Source organism: Polaribacter porphyrae (assembly GCF_002954685.1).
Lineage (GTDB): Bacteria > Bacteroidota > Bacteroidia > Flavobacteriales > Flavobacteriaceae > Polaribacter > Polaribacter porphyrae.
The window spans coordinates 2,412,819-2,429,717 of the sequence record NZ_MSCN01000001.1 but is presented as its reverse complement, the minus strand read 5'-3'; the positions used below and the strand labels follow the sequence as shown (position 1 = coordinate 2,429,717).

Genomic DNA, 16,899 nt, shown 5'->3' with positions numbered 1-16,899 from the left:
ATAAATTTATGCAAACGTTTATCTTTGCCCTCATTATGGCAAAACAAGAAGATCAGTTTAAAAAGGTTTTATCACACGCAAAAGAATATGGTTATGTATTTCAGTCTTCTGAAATTTATGATGGTTTAAGTGCGGTTTACGATTACGCTCAAAATGGAGTTGAGTTAAAGAAGAATATTAGAGATTATTGGTGGAAAGCAATGGTGCAAATGCACGAAAACATTGTAGGTATTGATGCTGCCATTTTAATGCATCCAACTACTTGGAAAGCTTCTGGTCACGTAGATGCTTTTAACGATCCTTTAATTGATAATAAAGATTCTAAAAAACGATACAGAGCAGATGTTTTGGTCGAAGATTTTAGAGAAAAAATCAATCAGAAAATACAAAAAGATGTTGCTAAAGCACAAAAACGTTTTGGTGATGCTTTTAATGAGGAAGAGTTTAGAGCTACAAATCAAAATGTAATTCGTCGTCAAAAACAAATTGATGAAATTTCTGCAGAATTGACAAGAGTTCAAGAAGAAAGTGATTTGGTTGGCTTTAAACAATTAATTGTAGATCTAGGAATAGGTTGCCCAGCTTCAGGTTCTAAAAATTGGACAGAAGTAAAGCAATTCAACTTAATGTTTGGAACGCAAATAGGAGCATCAGCAGAAAATTCTACGCAAGTATATTTAAGACCAGAAACAGCACAAGGTATTTTTGTAAACTTTTTAAATGTGCAAAAAACTGGACGAATGAAAATTCCTTTTGGAATTGCACAAACAGGTAAAGCGTTTCGAAATGAGATTGTTGCAAGACAATTTATTTTTAGAATGCGTGAGTTTGAACAAATGGAAATGCAATTTTTCGTAAAACCAGGCACTCAAAAAGAATGGTATGAAAACTGGAAAGGATCCCGTTTAAAATGGCATTTAAGTTTAGGAATGGGAGAAGAAAACTATCGTTTTCATGACCATGATAAATTAGCACATTATGCAGATGCAGCAGCAGATATCGAATTTAATTTTCCTTTCGGGTTTAAAGAATTAGAAGGAATTCACTCAAGAACTGATTTTGATTTAAAAGCACACGAAGAATTTTCAGGTAAGAAATTACAATATTTTGACCATACAGAAAATAAGAGCTATGTGCCTTATGTAGTAGAAACTTCTATTGGTTTAGATAGAATGTTTTTAGCAGTTTTCTCAAACTCATTACAGGAAGAAGCATTAGATAATGGAACCACAAGAACCGTTTTAAAATTGCCAGCAGTTTTAGCACCTTACAAAGCAGCAATTTTTCCTTTGGTTAAAAAGGATGGTTTACCAGAAGTTGCTCGTAAAATTATGGATGATTTGAAATGGGATTTCAACGTTTTTTATGATGAAAAAGATGCAGTTGGTAAACGTTACAGAAGACAAGATGCTGCAGGAACTCCATTTTGTATTACAGTAGATCACGATTCTTTAGAAGATAATTCTGTTACCATAAGACACAGAGATACAATGGAACAAAAGCGTGTTGCCATATCAGAATTAAAAGAAATTATAAAAGCCGAAGTTGATGTAAAAACTTGGTTGCAGAAAATAGATTCATAACAATTTTTTTCAATAAAAAAAATAATCCTCATCAATTTTTAATTTTGATGAGGTTTTTGTTTTTATAAAATTTCTCTAAATGGTTCAAATAAAACTTTTAAAATAATTATTGTAGCATTTGTATCCTTAAAGTTAGTGGTAATTTTTTTTGATTCCTGTAATTTGGGATTTAAATTAGTTTTCAGATAAAATTAAAAACGTATTAGTATTACCATAAAATTGCTTTACCCTTAATATGATTTGGGACTTCATTAAAAGGAACAGTATAATGCATATTATAGTATAATTTTAAGTTTATCCAATCTTGCATATCGTAAAAATCTTCTATTTTTAACTTTTTACGATTTAAGACCTCCATTGATAGTCTTTTTTCAATATGATTGTGAGATAAAGCTGCATTACCTTCCAAATGCTTTACTTGGTCATAGTTCGCTGATATTCGTTTAAATGGTCTTCCCTTTTCAAAATAATTCCAACTAGTTGCATCTTTTTCATATTTATGTATAGCAAAAACATCTGAACTAAAGCCTCTAAAATCAGGGATATTTTGCTCATAATTTCTTAATAAACTTGTTCCAACAATTTGATATTTAGAATTTTTAATAGCATATAAGATATCTATAACGAATAAAGGACCTGTTAGTGGTTTTGATTCAATAAATTTAATATAATTAAAAATATTTTCTTTTTTTTCAATGTAATTATATGGATATATTATATAATGAAGAGTTGTAGATAGATCAATTTCAGAAAAATCACACATATTAACTACTTTTGCAAAAGTATAGCCTAAATCAAAATTCAACTTTATTCTTATAATTGTTCCACTTTCTATTTTTTTATTTTTTTTTGCCATATTTCTCTAAACAACAAAACTGATATTTTATACAATTCGCTTTTATTATTAATTATTCTTTTTTTTCTTAAAATCTCCTGTCAAATTTGGAATTCTTTCTAAAGAGTAATGACCTGATTTCTTTATGTTTTTATTTGAAACAATATCTAAAACACCATTGAATTTATTGGTTAAAATAATACTTTCAGTGCTGTTTTCATTAATGTTTAAATCGTTAGAAATCGCTATTGCAGATTGTGTTTTTAAGAATAAATTTTGTGGATAATGTTTCGAAATTTTAGCTTTTGTAATGGCTTTAAAAATTAAAACCTCCAGCCAACATTTAAACCAACTCTTGGTACTAAAACTGGTGAGTCTGTACCAAATAAATTACGTCCAACTCCACCATATAAATCTATCACTAATCCTCCACTTGAAATATATTTTGTACCAACAGCAACACCTAAAGCACCATCTGTATATTTTACATCAAAAATACCAGAATCTTTTACAGATTCCTTCTTTCCAGAATTTATGCCTAAAAAACCTTCCCCAAAGAAGTTCCATTTTTCATTGGTTGTAAAATAATGACGATAATAAGGAGTAATCATCATGTTTTCATTATACCTAAAATCAATATTTTGTTCAGCCAAATTAAAGAGAGCAGAAATACCAAAAGAAGAATCTTCATTGATATAATTTTCATAAGAAAATTCTAAACTTCGAATCACAAGTGCATCTGCAACATCTAGCTTAATTTCTCTTTGAGTAAAACTTAAACCACTTGTAAGTATAGTAAAAACTATTAATATTTTTTTCATAAAATTTTATTGAATTTGCATACTAAATTACAAAAATAGAATTAAAATCTATATCCAACAGAAATACCTATTCTACCATAAGCTTCATTATTATCACTAGAGACTAAATTACGTCCAATACCCAGTAACAATTCTGTAGTAAAACCTTTTTTTGATACAAATTTACCTCCAACAGAAACACCCATAGCAAATCCAGTTTCAAATTTTTCGTTTGTTCCAAAAATAAAAGGATTGTCTCTAGCAGAAAATAAAGCACCAAAACCTTCAACAAAAAAACCTCTTGCAAATTTCCCAGAGAAATATCTTCTATAATAAGGAGTTATAGCAAAATTTAAATCAGTTTCAGCTGTATCTGTATTTAAAGTTGCAGCGATACCAAAAGAAGATTCTTCATCGATTAATCTTTCATAAGAAATATCTATCCATTTTGCTGCTAATAGTGTTAAGGCATTTATTTTTACTTCTCCTTTTTTATCTACATCTTGTGGAGGAGTATTTTCTTTTTCTTGAGCATTTAATGTGATGCTAACTAGTAAAACAATAAGTAAAGTAATTTTTTTCATTTGTTTGATTGTATTAAGTATTAGATTAGTATTCTTATCAAAGAACATACCAAGATTATAACTTTTTAATAAGTTGTAATATTACTATATACAGACGAATAAAACCAAAAATGGTTGCGTTATTTTATCAAAAATTTGCTCGTAACTGCACACTTCCTGTATGAATCGTTTTAGAGTTTTCACTTTTTCTACCTAAATAGCTCAAGTTTAGATTTAAAAATGAATTTAGTTTTTGATTAAAAATTAAATTCCAAGTATAATTAGTACCAGCTTGCAAACCTTCTAACATTTGGTAGGCTACTGGTGAATTTGAATTCCCTTCAAAATCATTTAAAAATACATTTACATTTGCAGATATCTGGTTTTTCTTTTTACCTATATAAAAGTATTCAACCCCAAATTTTTGTTGTTGTAACTCTTCCATATTTAAAATAGTATTGTGCTTGTTTTTAAGATGATAAAAAGCTGTAAACCGATTGTTAGTGTTGTATAAAAAACTAATTTTTGGCTGGAGTTCATTGGTATTAATTGTATAGTTTCTATCTGTAAAATTCTCCGTTTCTAGTTTATTTATAGATGTATTTCCCATAAATTCAATCAACCAAAATGTTGAAAATTTATGAATATAATTTATTTGATGTAATTTGATATTATTTTCTTGATTTCCAATAAAAAACTGTTGTTTAGATTGTGAATTTCCATATGTAAAAGTTGTACTATGCTTTTGTAAATCTTTATTAAAATATAGGCTGTTTCTAAAATTTAAATTAAGGCTTATTAATGAACTTTCATCAAAATCAAAAGGGTTAAGTTGAAATGAATTATCTATTCTTTCTTGCTCATTTTCCACAGTTAAAAAAGCTTGATTGTAAAAATAGGAAACAAATTTTTTAAATCCTTTTTTAGTTGCCCAATTTCTTGGATTTAGAGTTACGTTCTGTTGCCATTTTGCACGTTGAGTAGCAATAAAACGCAAATTGGGTTTAGGTAAACGCAAGTAATTGGCTTGATCTTGAAATTGAGCTACTTCAAACTCATTAAAATCTTTTACACCATCATTATTATAGTCAATCCAAGTGTAAAAGCCTAAACCTGGTTCTGTAAGTACATATATATAATCTTGTCTAGCTACATTGCCAGAAGAAGTTTCATAAACTGTGCTTAAATTTAAAAAATTATCAAATAGTTTTTGATTGAATACTATTCTTGAATTTAATGCTTTTTCATCATTTGTAAAGCTATTTTCTGTAATTCTATAATTTGCAAATACACTTAAATTGGTGTTCTTATTTTTTATTAGTTTACTGTTGATGTAAAATGTTTTTCTATTATTAATTTCGGTAAATCTATTCGATTTAATACTATCATTATCTCTATAATTTACCCCGATTTTTGCAAATATCTTGGTGGAATCTCCTATACCAAAATAGCCTTCATATTCTTTAAAACGATGACTAGTATTTATAAATTGACTGGCGTTCTCATTTTCTCGTAAATTGGTTTCAAAATTGATAAACGTACCAAACCAAGATTTTTTTAAACTATGTTCTGCATTAGCTTTAGCTCTAAAAAATGAATTATTTTCTAGTGGTGATGAATTATTTAGGAAACTAACATCAGCAAAAAAAGTGGTTTTATTGGCTTTCAGTTTTGATTTAAAATCGTGTTTACTGCCTTTAAAACCATTGTCATAACTTAAATTATTAAATCTGTAGCTGATATAATCATCTTTTTTATTTGTAAGGTTAAATTCTGATTGAAAAAAGTTTTTGGTAGCTCTATTTGTTAAGATATTCCAATCTCTATTAAATTCTACAGGTTCCCAACCTTGTTCTGAAAAGAAATTTTTATCGGCAAATTCATGGCTAATTTTACTAGTTAGTTTCCATTTTTTATCAATTAATGTTTGTCGCCAATTTACTTTTGCAGCTAAAGCCACGTTTTGATCATCGCCAATGGTAGAAAATAAATTAGCATCATAATTACTAACTGCAATTTCAGCATCTAGACTTGTTTTTTTAGTTGCATTTAAAGCAGGTTTTACAATAAATAGTTGAGATTTAGAAGGAGCAATTAATCTAACAACTGGGCTAAAATCTCCTTGATTAACTCCAACAAACTTAAAAATATTACCAATAGCAATGGTATTGTCTAAAATATAATCGCCATTATTTACGCCAACATTGGTAAAAGCAACTGTGTATAAAACATCGTTTTCATTTGTTGAATATTCAAAAAACTCGTTATTTCCAATAATTACCTTTTTATACAATACTTTATTTTCATTAAAAGTATCTATAAAAGCACTTTCTGCAAACATGGCACTTGTATTATTACCAGCATTGGCTAAAATTTGTTTTTGAGCATCTGTTAAACTTTGTTGTAAAGGCTGACTTTTTACATCATTTTCACTGTAAAAATAGCCAGCAATACTAAATTTTTCTCCCTTGTAAGATGCTTTATTATAGGTAATAAAACGTGTGTAATTTCGTTCTGCATATTGAAAATCAATCCATACCCTCATATCATTTGTAATAGGATATGTAGTATTAAAGGTAATTTCACCCAAATTATAATTTACCATATAATCTTCGTTTTCGCCACGTTTTATTTGAACTCCATTTACATATACTTGCTCACTACCTTCAATAATTAAAATTGCACTTTCGTTATTTGCTCCAAAAATTTTATAAGGGCCTTGGTTACCTTCAACTCCTGTAAATGTAAATGTGTTAAACTTACCTCTTACAACTGCACCAGAAGCCAACACATTTATTTTGTCATTAATATTAGCTTCAACCTCTAAACCTGCTACTTGTTTTGCAAACGGAAAAAAGAAGGTTTCGTTGTTTTGAATAGATAAATCACCAGCTTTTACACGCCAATTTTTGCTTTCCATTTCTATAAATACTCTATCAAAATCTGTTAAGTTTTGAGAGTATCCATTCTCTTGAATAGGAATATTGGTGTCAAAAATATTTGCTCTTAAGGTTACATTTTCTGATAATTTACCAGCAATTTCTAGGTCTAAAGCAGAATTAGTTACTGCATTTTGGTTATTGCCAGTAGTTACACCTCTCGTAATGAATCCTCTTGTTTGTAAACCATCAAATAGCTTTATATCATTAGCTTTTTTGTTAGTGGTTAGGCTGTATAAAGTACCATTACTATTTGTGTTTTGTAAGATGAGTTTATCATCAAAAGGAGTGTAAGTCTTTGTGATGAATTCTGGAATTCTAAAATACTCAACAATAATTTTAGGGTATTTTTTACTGTTAATAATAAGTTGGGCTTTACTAAAATCAATTTGATAAGCAGTTTTTTTAAGTACAGTTTTTAATGAATCTGTAATTTTAAATTTTTGAGAATTTATAGGAACAGAATCTAATTGAATGGTGTCTTTTTTTACCTCAATAATTTTTTTCCTAAAATCTGTGGAAATTGTTTGCGATTGGATTGAAAACCCAACAAAAAACAAAAAGAAAAAAAGAATTTTTTGAGACATATAAAACAAAACGTTCTTAACGTAAAAATATGTTTTTTATGTTTTAAAAAAGCTGAAATTAAAAAAGAGATTGTTGTTTTGCAGGATTCTCATGATTTAGCAACCATTTTTTACGCCAAATTCCACCTGCATAACCTGTGAGAGAACCATCAGAACCAATAACTCTATGACAGGGAATTATGATCCAAAGAGGATTTTTGCCATTGGCTGAAGCCACAGCTCTTATCGCTTTTACATCGCCTAAAGCTTTACTTTGTTCTAAATAGCTTCTTGTTTTTCCGTAAGGAATTTGTAAAAGACTTTTCCAAACTTTTTTTTGAAAATCTGTTCCTTTAGGATTCACAGTTAAACCAAAACTAGCTCTTTTCCCTTTAAAATATTCTTCTAATTGCACTACACATTCTTGTAGACAATATGGTACTGATTGATGTAACAATTCTTCTGCAACAGAATAATCATCCAAAACAGAAACAGATTGAATTCCATTTTTATCACCAACAATTTTTGCTATTCCTATTGGGGTTTTGTAGTATGTGGTTTGTACTTCTTGCATTATATACCAAAAATTTCTTTAGAATTTTGAGTTGTAATTTCAGCAATTTCATCAAAAGTTAAACCATAAATATCTACTAATTTATCAACAACATTGATAATATAAGAGCTCTCATTTCTTTTTCCTCTATATGGTGTTGGTGCTAAATAAGGTGCATCTGTTTCTAAAACAATGTGTTTGATGTCTATTTCATTTAAGAATTTATCAATTTTCCCATTTTTAAAGGTTGCAACTCCACCAATTCCTAATTTCATATTGTAAGAAATGGCTTTTTGAGCTTGCTCTTTAGTTCCAGTAAAACAGTGAAAAATTCCGTACAAACCTTTTCCTTTTTCAGTTTCTAAAACTTCAAAGATTTCATCAAAAGCATCTCTACAATGAATTACAATTGGTAGTTTTTTTTCTTTTGCCCATTTTATTTGAGTTCTAAAAGCTTCTTGTTGTTGAGAGAGAAAACTTTTATCCCAATACAAATCGATTCCAATTTCACCAATTGCGTAGAAGCTTCTTTTGTCAATCCATTCTTTTACGTGTGCTAATTCCTCTTTGTAGTTTTCTTTTACAGAGGTTGGATGCAAACCCATCATCAAAAAAACATCTTCAGGATTTTCTTTCTCTAAAGAAAACATTTGTTCTGTATAAGAAGAGTCTATAGCAGGAATAAAAAAGCGAGAAACGCCTGCATCTTTTGCACGTTGTATCATCGCTTTTCTGTCTTCATCAAATTGTTCTGAATATAAATGGGTGTGTGTATCTGTAATCATCAAAAAAAGTTGAATATTGAATAACAAAATTAAGAATATTAGTGCTGATAAAATCAAAAGATTACATCTTTATAAACTGTATCTTTGTATAAAATGTAAAGGATGACTTTCAAAGATTTAGACTTATCGAATCAACTACAATATGCGATTGATGATTTGGGCTTTGAGAACCCAACTCCAATTCAAGAACAAGCATTTTCAGTTGTTAGATCTGGTAAAGATGTAGTCGGAATTGCGCAAACAGGTACAGGAAAAACCTTTGCATATATGATGCCAATTTTACGCGATTTAAAGTTTTCGAAACAACAGCATCCAAGAGTTTTGGTGTTGGTGCCAACTCGTGAATTGGTTATCCAAGTTGTAGATGAAATTGAAAAACTATCAAAATATATCAATACAAGAGTTTTAGGAGTTTATGGAGGTACAAATATCAATACGCAAAAACAAGCTATTTTACAAGGGCAAGATATCATCGTTGCAACTCCAGGTCGTTTATACGATTTAGGTTTGAGTAATGCTTTAAAGCTAAAATCTATCCAAAAATTAGTGATTGATGAAGTTGATGTAATGTTAGATTTGGGTTTTCGTTTTCAGTTGATGAACATTTTTGACATCATTCCAGAAAGGAGACAAAACATTCTGTTTTCTGCAACCATGACAGAAGATGTAGATGCCTTGATTTACGATTACTTTAAAAATCCGAAGAAAATTTCTATTGCAGTTAGTGGAACACCTTTGTATAATATTGAGCAAGTTTCTTACAATATTCCTAACTTTTTTACAAAAGTGAATTTGCTACACCATTTATTAAAAGACAAAGAAACCTATTATAAAGTATTAATTTTTGTTGCTTTTAAAAGAACTGCAGATTACTTGTTTAAGCATTTAGAAGAAGCGTTTTCTAGTGAAATTTGTGTGATACATTCTAACAAAACACAAAACTATAGAATACGTTCTATTCGTCAATTTGATGAAGGTAAAAATCGAATTTTACTGGCAACAGATGTTATGGCTCGAGGTTTAGATTTTGATAATGTAAGCCATGTTATCAATTTTGATACACCAGATTTTCCTGAAAATTATATGCATAGAATTGGTAGAACTGGTCGTGCAGAAAAAGCAGGTAAAACCATTTTATTATCCACAGAAAAAGAGCAAAAAGCTAAAGATGAAATAGAAATTTTAATGGATTATAAAATTCCTGTTTTAGAAATCCCAGAAGAAGTTGAAATTTCAAAATTGTTAACTGAAGATGAACGCCCAAAAGAAGATAATGAGCAATCTAAAAACAGAACTGGTTTAGAATATGTGCCTGGACCAGCGTTCCACGAAAAGAGTGAAAAGAATAGTAAAGTAAATTTAGGAGGTTCTTACAGAAGAGAAATTGCAAAGAAATATAAAAAACCAAAAACGAGAGGAGATAAAAACTATAATCGTAGAAATAAGAAAAAATAAAATTAAGCCAGTTTGTCATTTCGACCTTGTGGAGAAATCTAAAATCAATATTTAGGTTTTTCGAATTCATTGTTTTGCTCTGCAAAGCTATCTTTGATCAAAATATATTTTGTTTTCGATAATACTCAAAATGACAGTTAAGAAAAATTAAAAAATAATGCAGATTTTAACAAAACAAGAGTTGCATAATTTGGCAATGAATATAGTAGGAGAGAAGCTTACCAAAATGGGATATGAATTTCAGGCAATAAATAGTCAGTTAAAAAGACATCCGCAATTTGTATTGTTTAAAAAAGGAGAGCCTACCATTTTTGTGTTGGTAAAAGCGACTAATAATTTACAAAACCCCAATGATTACGATTCTATTTGGATGGAAACATTTCTAAATCATGCAAAAAAACAAAATGCTAAAGTTTGGTTTGCAGGTGTTGGTATTGCCAATGCAGAAAGTGTGGAAAACCCTGTTTTTAAAGATCAACCTTATTATGTAGCTTTTGATGATTTTGTGAGAGTTTTGGAATAGATTCGTTTAACGGTTTTGTATATGGAAGATAGCAGTTGAAAACACTATTACTTTTCAAAGTATAAATAAAGATAGCAGAAAAGAATTACACTTTAGGTCTAACTCTTAACTGCTATTTTTTATATACGTAGTTGTGGTTTGTATTTTATTGTTTAATAAGCACAAAATTTTTTATTCTCCAGGGTAATGTTGGGTCTGGAGCTCTTCCGCTAATTTCTCTAAGATAATTCATTACCATATTTGCTTTTAATACTTGTTGTCCATTAATGGTTCTTTTAAATAACCTTAAATCACCTATATGTCCATTTAGCGGAATATCATTTATGGACAAGTCTAAATTTTTTTCACCTTCTACACAATCATTAACTGGTAAATGTTTACAATTATTATATATGTTGTTTCCTCTAATACTAGCATTACGTCCAATACTTGGGTCGTTAGCATCAGAAAGTGTATTTATTTTTTCTACACCATCTTTAATGTATTGATAACCACCACTTAATAAGTCTTCATAAAATTTACCATTAAAAAACTTTATGCTTTTTACTAATTTTATTTTTAATGAAGTATTACCATTAATATAGAGCCAAGTGCCTTCAAAAGTGTTTAGAGTATTATTAACGTCCTTATAATAGGAGTTGTTAGGAGCTTTACTTTTAGTAATATTTGTATCTTCCATATTTAATATAGGGCTTTGAGCTTTACAATTATATAGTGCTACTATAAATACTGCTATAAATATTATTTTTTTCATCATTTTTAATTTTTAATTACAAGGGGTTTCATTTACAATTTGGTTATCATTTGTATCCAATTCTAATTGTTTCCAATTATTTAAATTTGCATCTGTAGTTTTATACAGCGAAATACCATAACTACCATATAAGTCTAAAAAGGTTTGCTCTAAATTACTGCTTTTTCTATAATCCTCTGTCATTTCTTTCATTATACTTTTTATTTTTTCATCATCATTATTGCCATTAGCATTATCCATATCATTTTGAATTTTAGAAATAAGTGTTTGTATATTGTCAACTCTAATAGTATAGGTTAAATTGTTGGGAGTAACAGACATTACAAAAACTTCATCATTAAAATTATCGTGAGAATCTGTATGTAAAGTTTTAAGTGCTCTAATATCTAACCAAGAAAAGATAGAAATTGTACCTTGAGGGTGTGTATGCATTTGACCTACCCAAATATTACCAGACGTAAAGTGCGATCTTGTATCTGAAGGACCTTCTTGTATTCCGTTTTCATCAGGTACGTTTTTTCTTGTGCCATTTATCCATTTGTTTTTATAAGCAATAGACCATTCTTTATTCCCAATCCCAAGTTTATTTCTTAACTGATTAACCATTGGTACTATGTTAGATCCTATTGAATCGTTTTTAACTAATCTTTTAAGTCTCACGCAATTGATGTCTTTAATACAATCTCCACTACTGTTTTTTATAAACCCTGCTTTACAAATACATTTATTAGTTGCTTGGTTATAAACTTCATTTTCTCCACAATTTTGTAAATTATCATTATTTCCACCACCATCATCCCAACCATTGCAGTTTACTTCACAAGTATTTGAACTACCTGAAGTTCCATCATCTTCTCCATATAAAATAGCAATAGGTACGTAATCACTTGTATTATTAGATGCAGTAATTTCGAACCCTTCTAATTCTTGAGTATTACAAATACAATACTGGTCAGAAGAATCGTGTCCACAAAACATTCTGCATTCTGCTGAAGCATCAGTAGTACTTCTATTGTAAAAATTGTTTTGTTTTAAAGTATAGACATTCATCATTACCCCATTTAAATATCTAAATGCTTTTTTTACTTTTCCGTTTAAATTAGTTAGTGTTACTTGACCAGAAAAGTATGGAGTTTCTTGAATTAAGTTTGGATACATATTATAAACAACACTTTTAATGGTATCATTTATCTTCAATAAAAGTATTCTACTATATAGACTACTACCTTCAACTTTAGCAGGTATTACTGTTAATTTTGATTCAGAATTTGTTATGTTTTCAAAACTTATTTTAGAAATATCATAAGTCAAATAAGAATTGTAGCCTTTAGCTAAAGTCTTATTTTGAGTTAAAAAAGAAGCAGATTCTTTTTTAGAAACTGTTTTTAATAAAGAAGTGTTCTTATTTACTTGATTTAGTTCCCCTTTCTCACAATTAAATAAAAATAAAGAAATTCCAAAGAGAAGGATTCCGAGTTTGATAAAGTTAATTTTTCTTTTTTTCATATAGATTAAATTTAATAATTACTATTCAATTTTTACTAATTAGGAAACTGCAATTTTTGAGCATTCAATTTAGCCAATAAGTAGGCGAATATAAACCACAACTATTATGATAAGATGAGTTTTAACTCATTTTATCAGAAGTTAAACGAAGTTAGCTGATTTTTTTGAGAAAGTCAAGTATAATTTACCCAAAATAGACAGTCTTTTTATTTGATTTTCAGTATTATATACATAGTGTAATTACCCACTTTTTATTTTTTAAACACATTTAGTTGCTCTTTCAAATCCTTAATAGAATTACAATTATTCAGTTGATTATTATCAATTTCATATAAATCTGCAAAAGTTATAAAAGTAGAATTATCAAAACGTTTTCTGGTACTTCCTTTTGGGTAAAACCTTCTTTTTTTTGTAAACCTTTCTTTATCTATCCAACCACAAATGGTAAGTTCTTGTTTAGTTTTATGATAACTACAAAAAATGTAAACTTCAGTTTCAAAATAATCTTGGAGTTTTAAAAAGTTATTGGTGTAATTAGAACGAACATTTGTGGTTCTCCCCATGGTTTTTACATCAATTTTTAAGTTGTTGTACATTATATCAACTCCATTATCAAAACCTAATTTTCCATCAATTAAACCTTTATTAAAAAGATGCATCACAACACTTTGCCCAATAATACCAGTTAATTGTTGTTGTTTTGACCCATTTGCAGTATATCTTTTTCCAAAATTATATGCATTTATTTGATTTTTACAATGTTCTAGAATAGCATCAGAAACCTTTACAGTAAACATAGCAGAATTTTTTGTTTAAAGATATAAAAAAAGACTGTCTCGTTAAAAGACAGCCTTTAATATATAATTTTAAAAAAAACTATTCAGCATCTTGCTCTAACAAATCGAAAAATTCGTTAAGTCTTGGCATAATAATAATTTTTGTTCTTCTGTTTTTAGATTTATTCTCTTTCGTATCATTTGGTGCTAAAGGTATGTATTGACTTCTACCAGCAGCAATTAATCTTTGTGGTTTAACACCATATTTGTATTGTAAAATTCTTGTAATAGAAGTTGCTCTTAAAGCAGATAAATCCCAGTTATCTTGAATTAAATTTCTTTTAATTGGGGTAGCATCTGTATGCCCTTCTATCATTACATCCATTTTTGGTTGGTCATTAATCACTTTTGCTATTTTTTCTAAAATAGTATATGCTTTATCAGTTACATTGTAGCTACCACTTTTAAATAGTAATTTATCAGAAATTGAGATAAAAACCACAGTTTTCTCAACGTTTACCACAATATCTTTGTCTCTAATACCATCTGTTAAATTCTTTGTTAAGTGATATTTAATGGCAAGATTTAAAGAATCTTTTTGAGTCATGGCACTTCTAATACCATTAATAAATTTATCTTTTTCGTCTAATTGAGTTATGGTTTTGTTAATACCATCTATAGACGATTTATTTAAAACAGTTAAATTCTCTACTTGTTTTAAGGCATTTTTCTTGTCCTCTTTTAAAGAAGAAACCTGCTCATTTAAAGATTCTACTCTATATGTTTGTTTTTCTTTTTCTATTAAACATTTTTGTAAAGTAGTTTCTACTTTTAGCAATTCGTCTTTTGTATCACTTTGTTTTGCTTCTAGTTCTAAAAATTTCTTTTTAGAAACACAAGAAGATAATATGAAAATAGAAAATAAGAATATTGATATTTTTTTCATCTTTAAAATATATAAATTTATGGCACAAATTTAACAAAAAGCATATATAAAAATAGTTTTATAGGTCTTTTTATGAAAAAATTATATGCTATTTTTGGTATTCTTAAGAATTTGTATGGAAATTATTAAAAAGTCGTTATTTTATTTTCTTATTGTTATTTTATTTTCTTGTCATCAAAAAATAGAAAAAAAGGATTTTATACTAAAAGGAGGTGTTTTTGGCACATCATATAAAATAAGTTATTTAAATGCAGACAAGAATTATCAAGAATCTATAGATAGTTTATTCTTATTGATAAATAACTCATTATCAACTTATATATCTACATCAGATATTTCTAAAATAAATAGTGGAGATTCAACAGTGGTAATTGATGATTTTTTTAAGGAAGTATTTTTAAAATCTAAAAAAATCTACAAAGAAACAGACGGTTTTTTCGATCCAACTGTAGGAAATCTAGTAAATGCTTATGGTTTTGGACCCAAAAAAGAAAAGAAAAATTTGACTGATGAAGACATTGAAAATTACATGAAATTTGTTGGTTTGGATAAAGTAACCTTACATGAAAATAAAATTGTTAAAACGAACCCTAATATCTTTCTTGATTTTAATTCTACAGCAAAAGGTTTTGGTCTTGATGTAATTGCTCGTTTTTTTAATTCTAAAAATATCAATAATTATTTGATAGAAATTGGTGGCGAAATAAGAGCAAAAGGCACTAAAAAAAATAACAAACCTTGGCTCATTAAAATTGTAGATCCTGTTAATATTAGTAGTGGTTTTAAAGTGATTGATCTTTCTGATAAATCTATGGCAACTTCTGGTAATTACAGAAAATTTAGAGTTACAAAAAAAGGGCAAAAATATGTACACACAATAAACCCTAAAACAGGAAGAGCTACTGAAAGTAATTTATTAAGTGCTTCTGTTATTGGTAGTGTAGATTGTGCAGATGTTGATGCTTATGCAACAGCGTTTATGGCTATGGGTTTAGAAAAAACTAAAGCATTTTTAAAAGATAAGCAACACTTAAAAGTAATCTTGATTTACACAAACAAAAATGGGAATTTAGAAGAATATGCTACTTATAAGTAAATGTTATTTCTTGTAACAAACGGGTAAAATTTCTCCTTTCATTAAGCAAAATTCTTCAATTTTTTCTGATGATATTTTCGTAGTGAAATCAACTTCATCTACTGTAAAACCTACGCTCCTCAACTTATCAAAATAATCTAAACCATAAACTCTCACATGGTCATATTGCCCGAAAATTTTAGCTCTTTCTTTTTTATCTGTGATAGAGTTGTCTTCAAAAGTTGTTTTTCTTGAAGTATCTTGTGGAATTTGAAAAATACCAAAACCACCTTTTCTCATCACTCTAAATAACTCCTGCATAGCTTTAGTGTCATCAGAAATGTGTTCTAAAACATGATTACAGAACACAACGTCAAACTCATTGTCTTTAAAAGGTAAGTTACAAATATCTGCTTTTACATCTGCAATTGGGCTTTCTAAATCTGAAGTGATATAATCTAAATTTTTTTGTTTTCTGAAGATGTCTAAAAAACATTGTTCAGGTGCAATATGTAGTACTTTTTGTTTTTCTTCGGATATAAAAAAATCAGTTTCATCACGTAAAAACAGCCACATTAATCTGTGTCTTTCTAATGATAATGTTGATGGAGAAAGTGCATTTTCACGCTGTTTTCCATAACCATAAGGTAAAAATTTACGAAAGCTTTTCCCATCAATTGGATCTGTAAATCTATTACCTCTTAAAGTAAAAGCTATTATTGGACGTACCAAATAACTGACTTTAATTAGTAATGGTCTTGGTATTTTGTTTAGTATGGATTTGAATATTTTGTTTGACACGGATTTCACAGATTTTCACTGATAAATTATAGAATTACTCTTTGATATTTTAAACTATCTTCTCCAAAATTAATCAATAAGCCTATTTTCAATTTAGAAACTGCTAAATAGTTTAAGGTTTGTTTTACGTGAGATGAAGTTAAACATTTTATTGCTTTAATTTCTAAAACTATTTTATCGTTTATTATAAAATCTGCTCTGTATTTGTGAGGAAGAATGTTTCCTTTATAATTGATGTTAAATTTTTGTTCTTTGGAATATTTAATATTATTGTCAATAAACTCTATTTCAAGAGCATCACTATAAACCACCTCATTAAAACCTTTGCCTAACTGATTATGAACTTCCATACAAAGACCTATAATTTTATAAGTATCTTCTTTATAAAGTAGATTGTCCATATTATTTAGCAATTTTTTAATCCGTGAAAATCTGTGAA

16 protein-coding genes are annotated in these 16,899 nt (G+C 28.4%); 4 read left to right on the top strand and 12 right to left on the bottom strand.

The genetic code is table 11. The features are described from left to right. Positions 1–35: 35 nt before the first annotated feature. Positions 36–1,583, top strand: a complete 1,548-nt coding sequence (locus BTO18_RS10865; RefSeq protein ID WP_105016241.1) for a glycine--tRNA ligase — start codon at positions 36–38, stop codon at positions 1,581–1,583. 208 nt (positions 1,584–1,791) lie between these two features. On the opposite strand, the gene BTO18_RS10860 is transcribed toward BTO18_RS10865, so the two are convergent. The 6 genes from BTO18_RS10860 to BTO18_RS10835 all read right to left on the bottom strand — a co-directional run bounded on the left by BTO18_RS10860 (position 1,792) and on the right by BTO18_RS10835 (position 8,624). After that, positions 1,792–2,439 carry an Imm26 family immunity protein gene (locus tag BTO18_RS10860; protein WP_105016240.1) on the bottom strand — a complete coding sequence of 216 codons (648 nt, stop codon included), beginning with the start codon at positions 2,437–2,439 and terminating at the stop codon, positions 1,792–1,794. Between the two features lie 302 nt (positions 2,440–2,741). Further along, positions 2,742–3,239, bottom strand: coding sequence for a hypothetical protein (locus BTO18_RS10855; protein ID WP_105016239.1), 498 nt, complete (start codon positions 3,237–3,239; stop codon positions 2,742–2,744). Between the two features lie 41 nt (positions 3,240–3,280). After that, a complete protein-coding gene (locus BTO18_RS10850) occupies positions 3,281–3,802 on the bottom strand; it encodes a DUF3575 domain-containing protein (RefSeq protein ID WP_105017556.1) in 522 nt (173 codons plus the stop codon). Between the two features lie 127 nt (positions 3,803–3,929). Further along, positions 3,930–7,307, bottom strand: a complete 3,378-nt coding sequence (locus tag BTO18_RS10845; RefSeq protein WP_105016238.1) for a DUF8818 domain-containing protein — start codon at positions 7,305–7,307, stop codon at positions 3,930–3,932. Positions 7,308–7,365: 58 nt separating this feature from the next. Next, positions 7,366–7,860 carry a methylated-DNA--[protein]-cysteine S-methyltransferase gene (locus BTO18_RS10840; RefSeq protein ID WP_105016237.1) on the bottom strand — a complete coding sequence of 165 codons (495 nt, stop codon included), beginning with the start codon at positions 7,858–7,860 and terminating at the stop codon, positions 7,366–7,368. Next, the gene (locus BTO18_RS10835; protein ID WP_105016236.1) at positions 7,860–8,624 is read right to left on the bottom strand and encodes a TatD family hydrolase; all 765 of its coding nucleotides are present in this window, start codon (positions 8,622–8,624) and stop codon (positions 7,860–7,862) included. The genes BTO18_RS10840 and BTO18_RS10835 overlap by 1 nt, the downstream gene beginning before the upstream one ends. A 102-nt stretch (positions 8,625–8,726) precedes the next feature. Here BTO18_RS10835 and BTO18_RS10830 point away from each other — a divergent pair, with 102 nt between their 5' ends. Further along, positions 8,727–10,079, top strand: a complete 1,353-nt coding sequence (locus BTO18_RS10830; protein ID WP_105016235.1) for a DEAD/DEAH box helicase — start codon at positions 8,727–8,729, stop codon at positions 10,077–10,079. Between the two features lie 157 nt (positions 10,080–10,236). Continuing rightward, positions 10,237–10,602, top strand: coding sequence for a DUF8840 domain-containing protein (locus BTO18_RS10825; protein ID WP_105016234.1), 366 nt, complete (start codon positions 10,237–10,239; stop codon positions 10,600–10,602). 145 nt (positions 10,603–10,747) lie between these two features. On the opposite strand, the gene BTO18_RS10820 is transcribed toward BTO18_RS10825, so the two are convergent. From BTO18_RS10820 to BTO18_RS10805, 4 genes are all read right to left on the bottom strand, one after another. Further along, positions 10,748–11,356 (bottom strand): DUF6705 family protein, encoded by a 609-nt coding sequence (locus tag BTO18_RS10820; RefSeq protein WP_105016233.1) that lies wholly within the window; start codon positions 11,354–11,356, stop codon positions 10,748–10,750. A gap of 12 nt (positions 11,357–11,368) precedes the next feature. After that, positions 11,369–12,862 carry a hypothetical protein gene (locus BTO18_RS10815; RefSeq protein WP_105016232.1) on the bottom strand — a complete coding sequence of 498 codons (1,494 nt, stop codon included), beginning with the start codon at positions 12,860–12,862 and terminating at the stop codon, positions 11,369–11,371. A gap of 251 nt (positions 12,863–13,113) precedes the next feature. Continuing rightward, entirely contained in the window at positions 13,114–13,659 is a 546-nt protein-coding gene (locus BTO18_RS10810; RefSeq protein WP_105016231.1) for a hypothetical protein, read from the bottom strand. A gap of 79 nt (positions 13,660–13,738) precedes the next feature. Beyond that, complete coding sequence (locus tag BTO18_RS10805; RefSeq protein ID WP_105016230.1) at positions 13,739–14,584, bottom strand: OmpA/MotB family protein; 846 nt, start codon at positions 14,582–14,584, stop codon at positions 13,739–13,741. Positions 14,585–14,699: 115 nt separating this feature from the next. Between BTO18_RS10805 and BTO18_RS10800 the strand changes: the two genes are divergently transcribed. Next, entirely contained in the window at positions 14,700–15,680 is a 981-nt protein-coding gene (locus BTO18_RS10800; RefSeq protein ID WP_105016229.1) for an FAD:protein FMN transferase, read from the top strand. A 3-nt stretch (positions 15,681–15,683) separates the two neighbouring features. Here the strand turns inward: BTO18_RS10800 and BTO18_RS10795 are convergent, their stop codons facing one another. Next, positions 15,684–16,460, bottom strand: a complete 777-nt coding sequence (locus tag BTO18_RS10795; protein WP_105016228.1) for a class I SAM-dependent methyltransferase — start codon at positions 16,458–16,460, stop codon at positions 15,684–15,686. A 26-nt stretch (positions 16,461–16,486) separates the two neighbouring features. Beyond that, on the bottom strand, positions 16,487–16,861 hold the full coding sequence (locus tag BTO18_RS10790; protein ID WP_105016227.1) for a GxxExxY protein: 375 nt from the start codon (positions 16,859–16,861) through the stop codon (positions 16,487–16,489). Between the last annotated feature and the right edge of the window lie 38 nt (positions 16,862–16,899).

Bases quoted from the DNA above. Each gene is read 5' to 3' on its own strand.
- BTO18_RS10865 (WP_105016241.1), top strand. From the start codon at position 36: ATGGCAAAACAAGAAGATCAGTTTAAAAAGGTTTTATCACACGCAAAA.
- BTO18_RS10860 (WP_105016240.1), bottom strand. From the start codon at position 2,439: ATGGCAAAAAAAAATAAAAAAATAGAAAGTGGAACAATTATAAGAATA.
- BTO18_RS10855 (WP_105016239.1), bottom strand. From the start codon at position 3,239: ATGAAAAAAATATTAATAGTTTTTACTATACTTACAAGTGGTTTAAGT.
- BTO18_RS10850 (WP_105017556.1), bottom strand. From the start codon at position 3,802: ATGAAAAAAATTACTTTACTTATTGTTTTACTAGTTAGCATCACATTA.
- BTO18_RS10845 (WP_105016238.1), bottom strand. From the start codon at position 7,307: ATGTCTCAAAAAATTCTTTTTTTCTTTTTGTTTTTTGTTGGGTTTTCA.
- BTO18_RS10840 (WP_105016237.1), bottom strand. From the start codon at position 7,860: ATGCAAGAAGTACAAACCACATACTACAAAACCCCAATAGGAATAGCA.
- BTO18_RS10835 (WP_105016236.1), bottom strand. From the start codon at position 8,624: ATGATTACAGATACACACACCCATTTATATTCAGAACAATTTGATGAA.
- BTO18_RS10830 (WP_105016235.1), top strand. From the start codon at position 8,727: ATGACTTTCAAAGATTTAGACTTATCGAATCAACTACAATATGCGATT.
- BTO18_RS10825 (WP_105016234.1), top strand. From the start codon at position 10,237: ATGCAGATTTTAACAAAACAAGAGTTGCATAATTTGGCAATGAATATA.
- BTO18_RS10820 (WP_105016233.1), bottom strand. From the start codon at position 11,356: ATGAAAAAAATAATATTTATAGCAGTATTTATAGTAGCACTATATAAT.
- BTO18_RS10815 (WP_105016232.1), bottom strand. From the start codon at position 12,862: ATGAAAAAAAGAAAAATTAACTTTATCAAACTCGGAATCCTTCTCTTT.
- BTO18_RS10810 (WP_105016231.1), bottom strand. From the start codon at position 13,659: ATGTTTACTGTAAAGGTTTCTGATGCTATTCTAGAACATTGTAAAAAT.
- BTO18_RS10805 (WP_105016230.1), bottom strand. From the start codon at position 14,584: ATGAAAAAAATATCAATATTCTTATTTTCTATTTTCATATTATCTTCT.
- BTO18_RS10800 (WP_105016229.1), top strand. From the start codon at position 14,700: ATGGAAATTATTAAAAAGTCGTTATTTTATTTTCTTATTGTTATTTTA.
- BTO18_RS10790 (WP_105016227.1), bottom strand. From the start codon at position 16,861: ATGGACAATCTACTTTATAAAGAAGATACTTATAAAATTATAGGTCTT.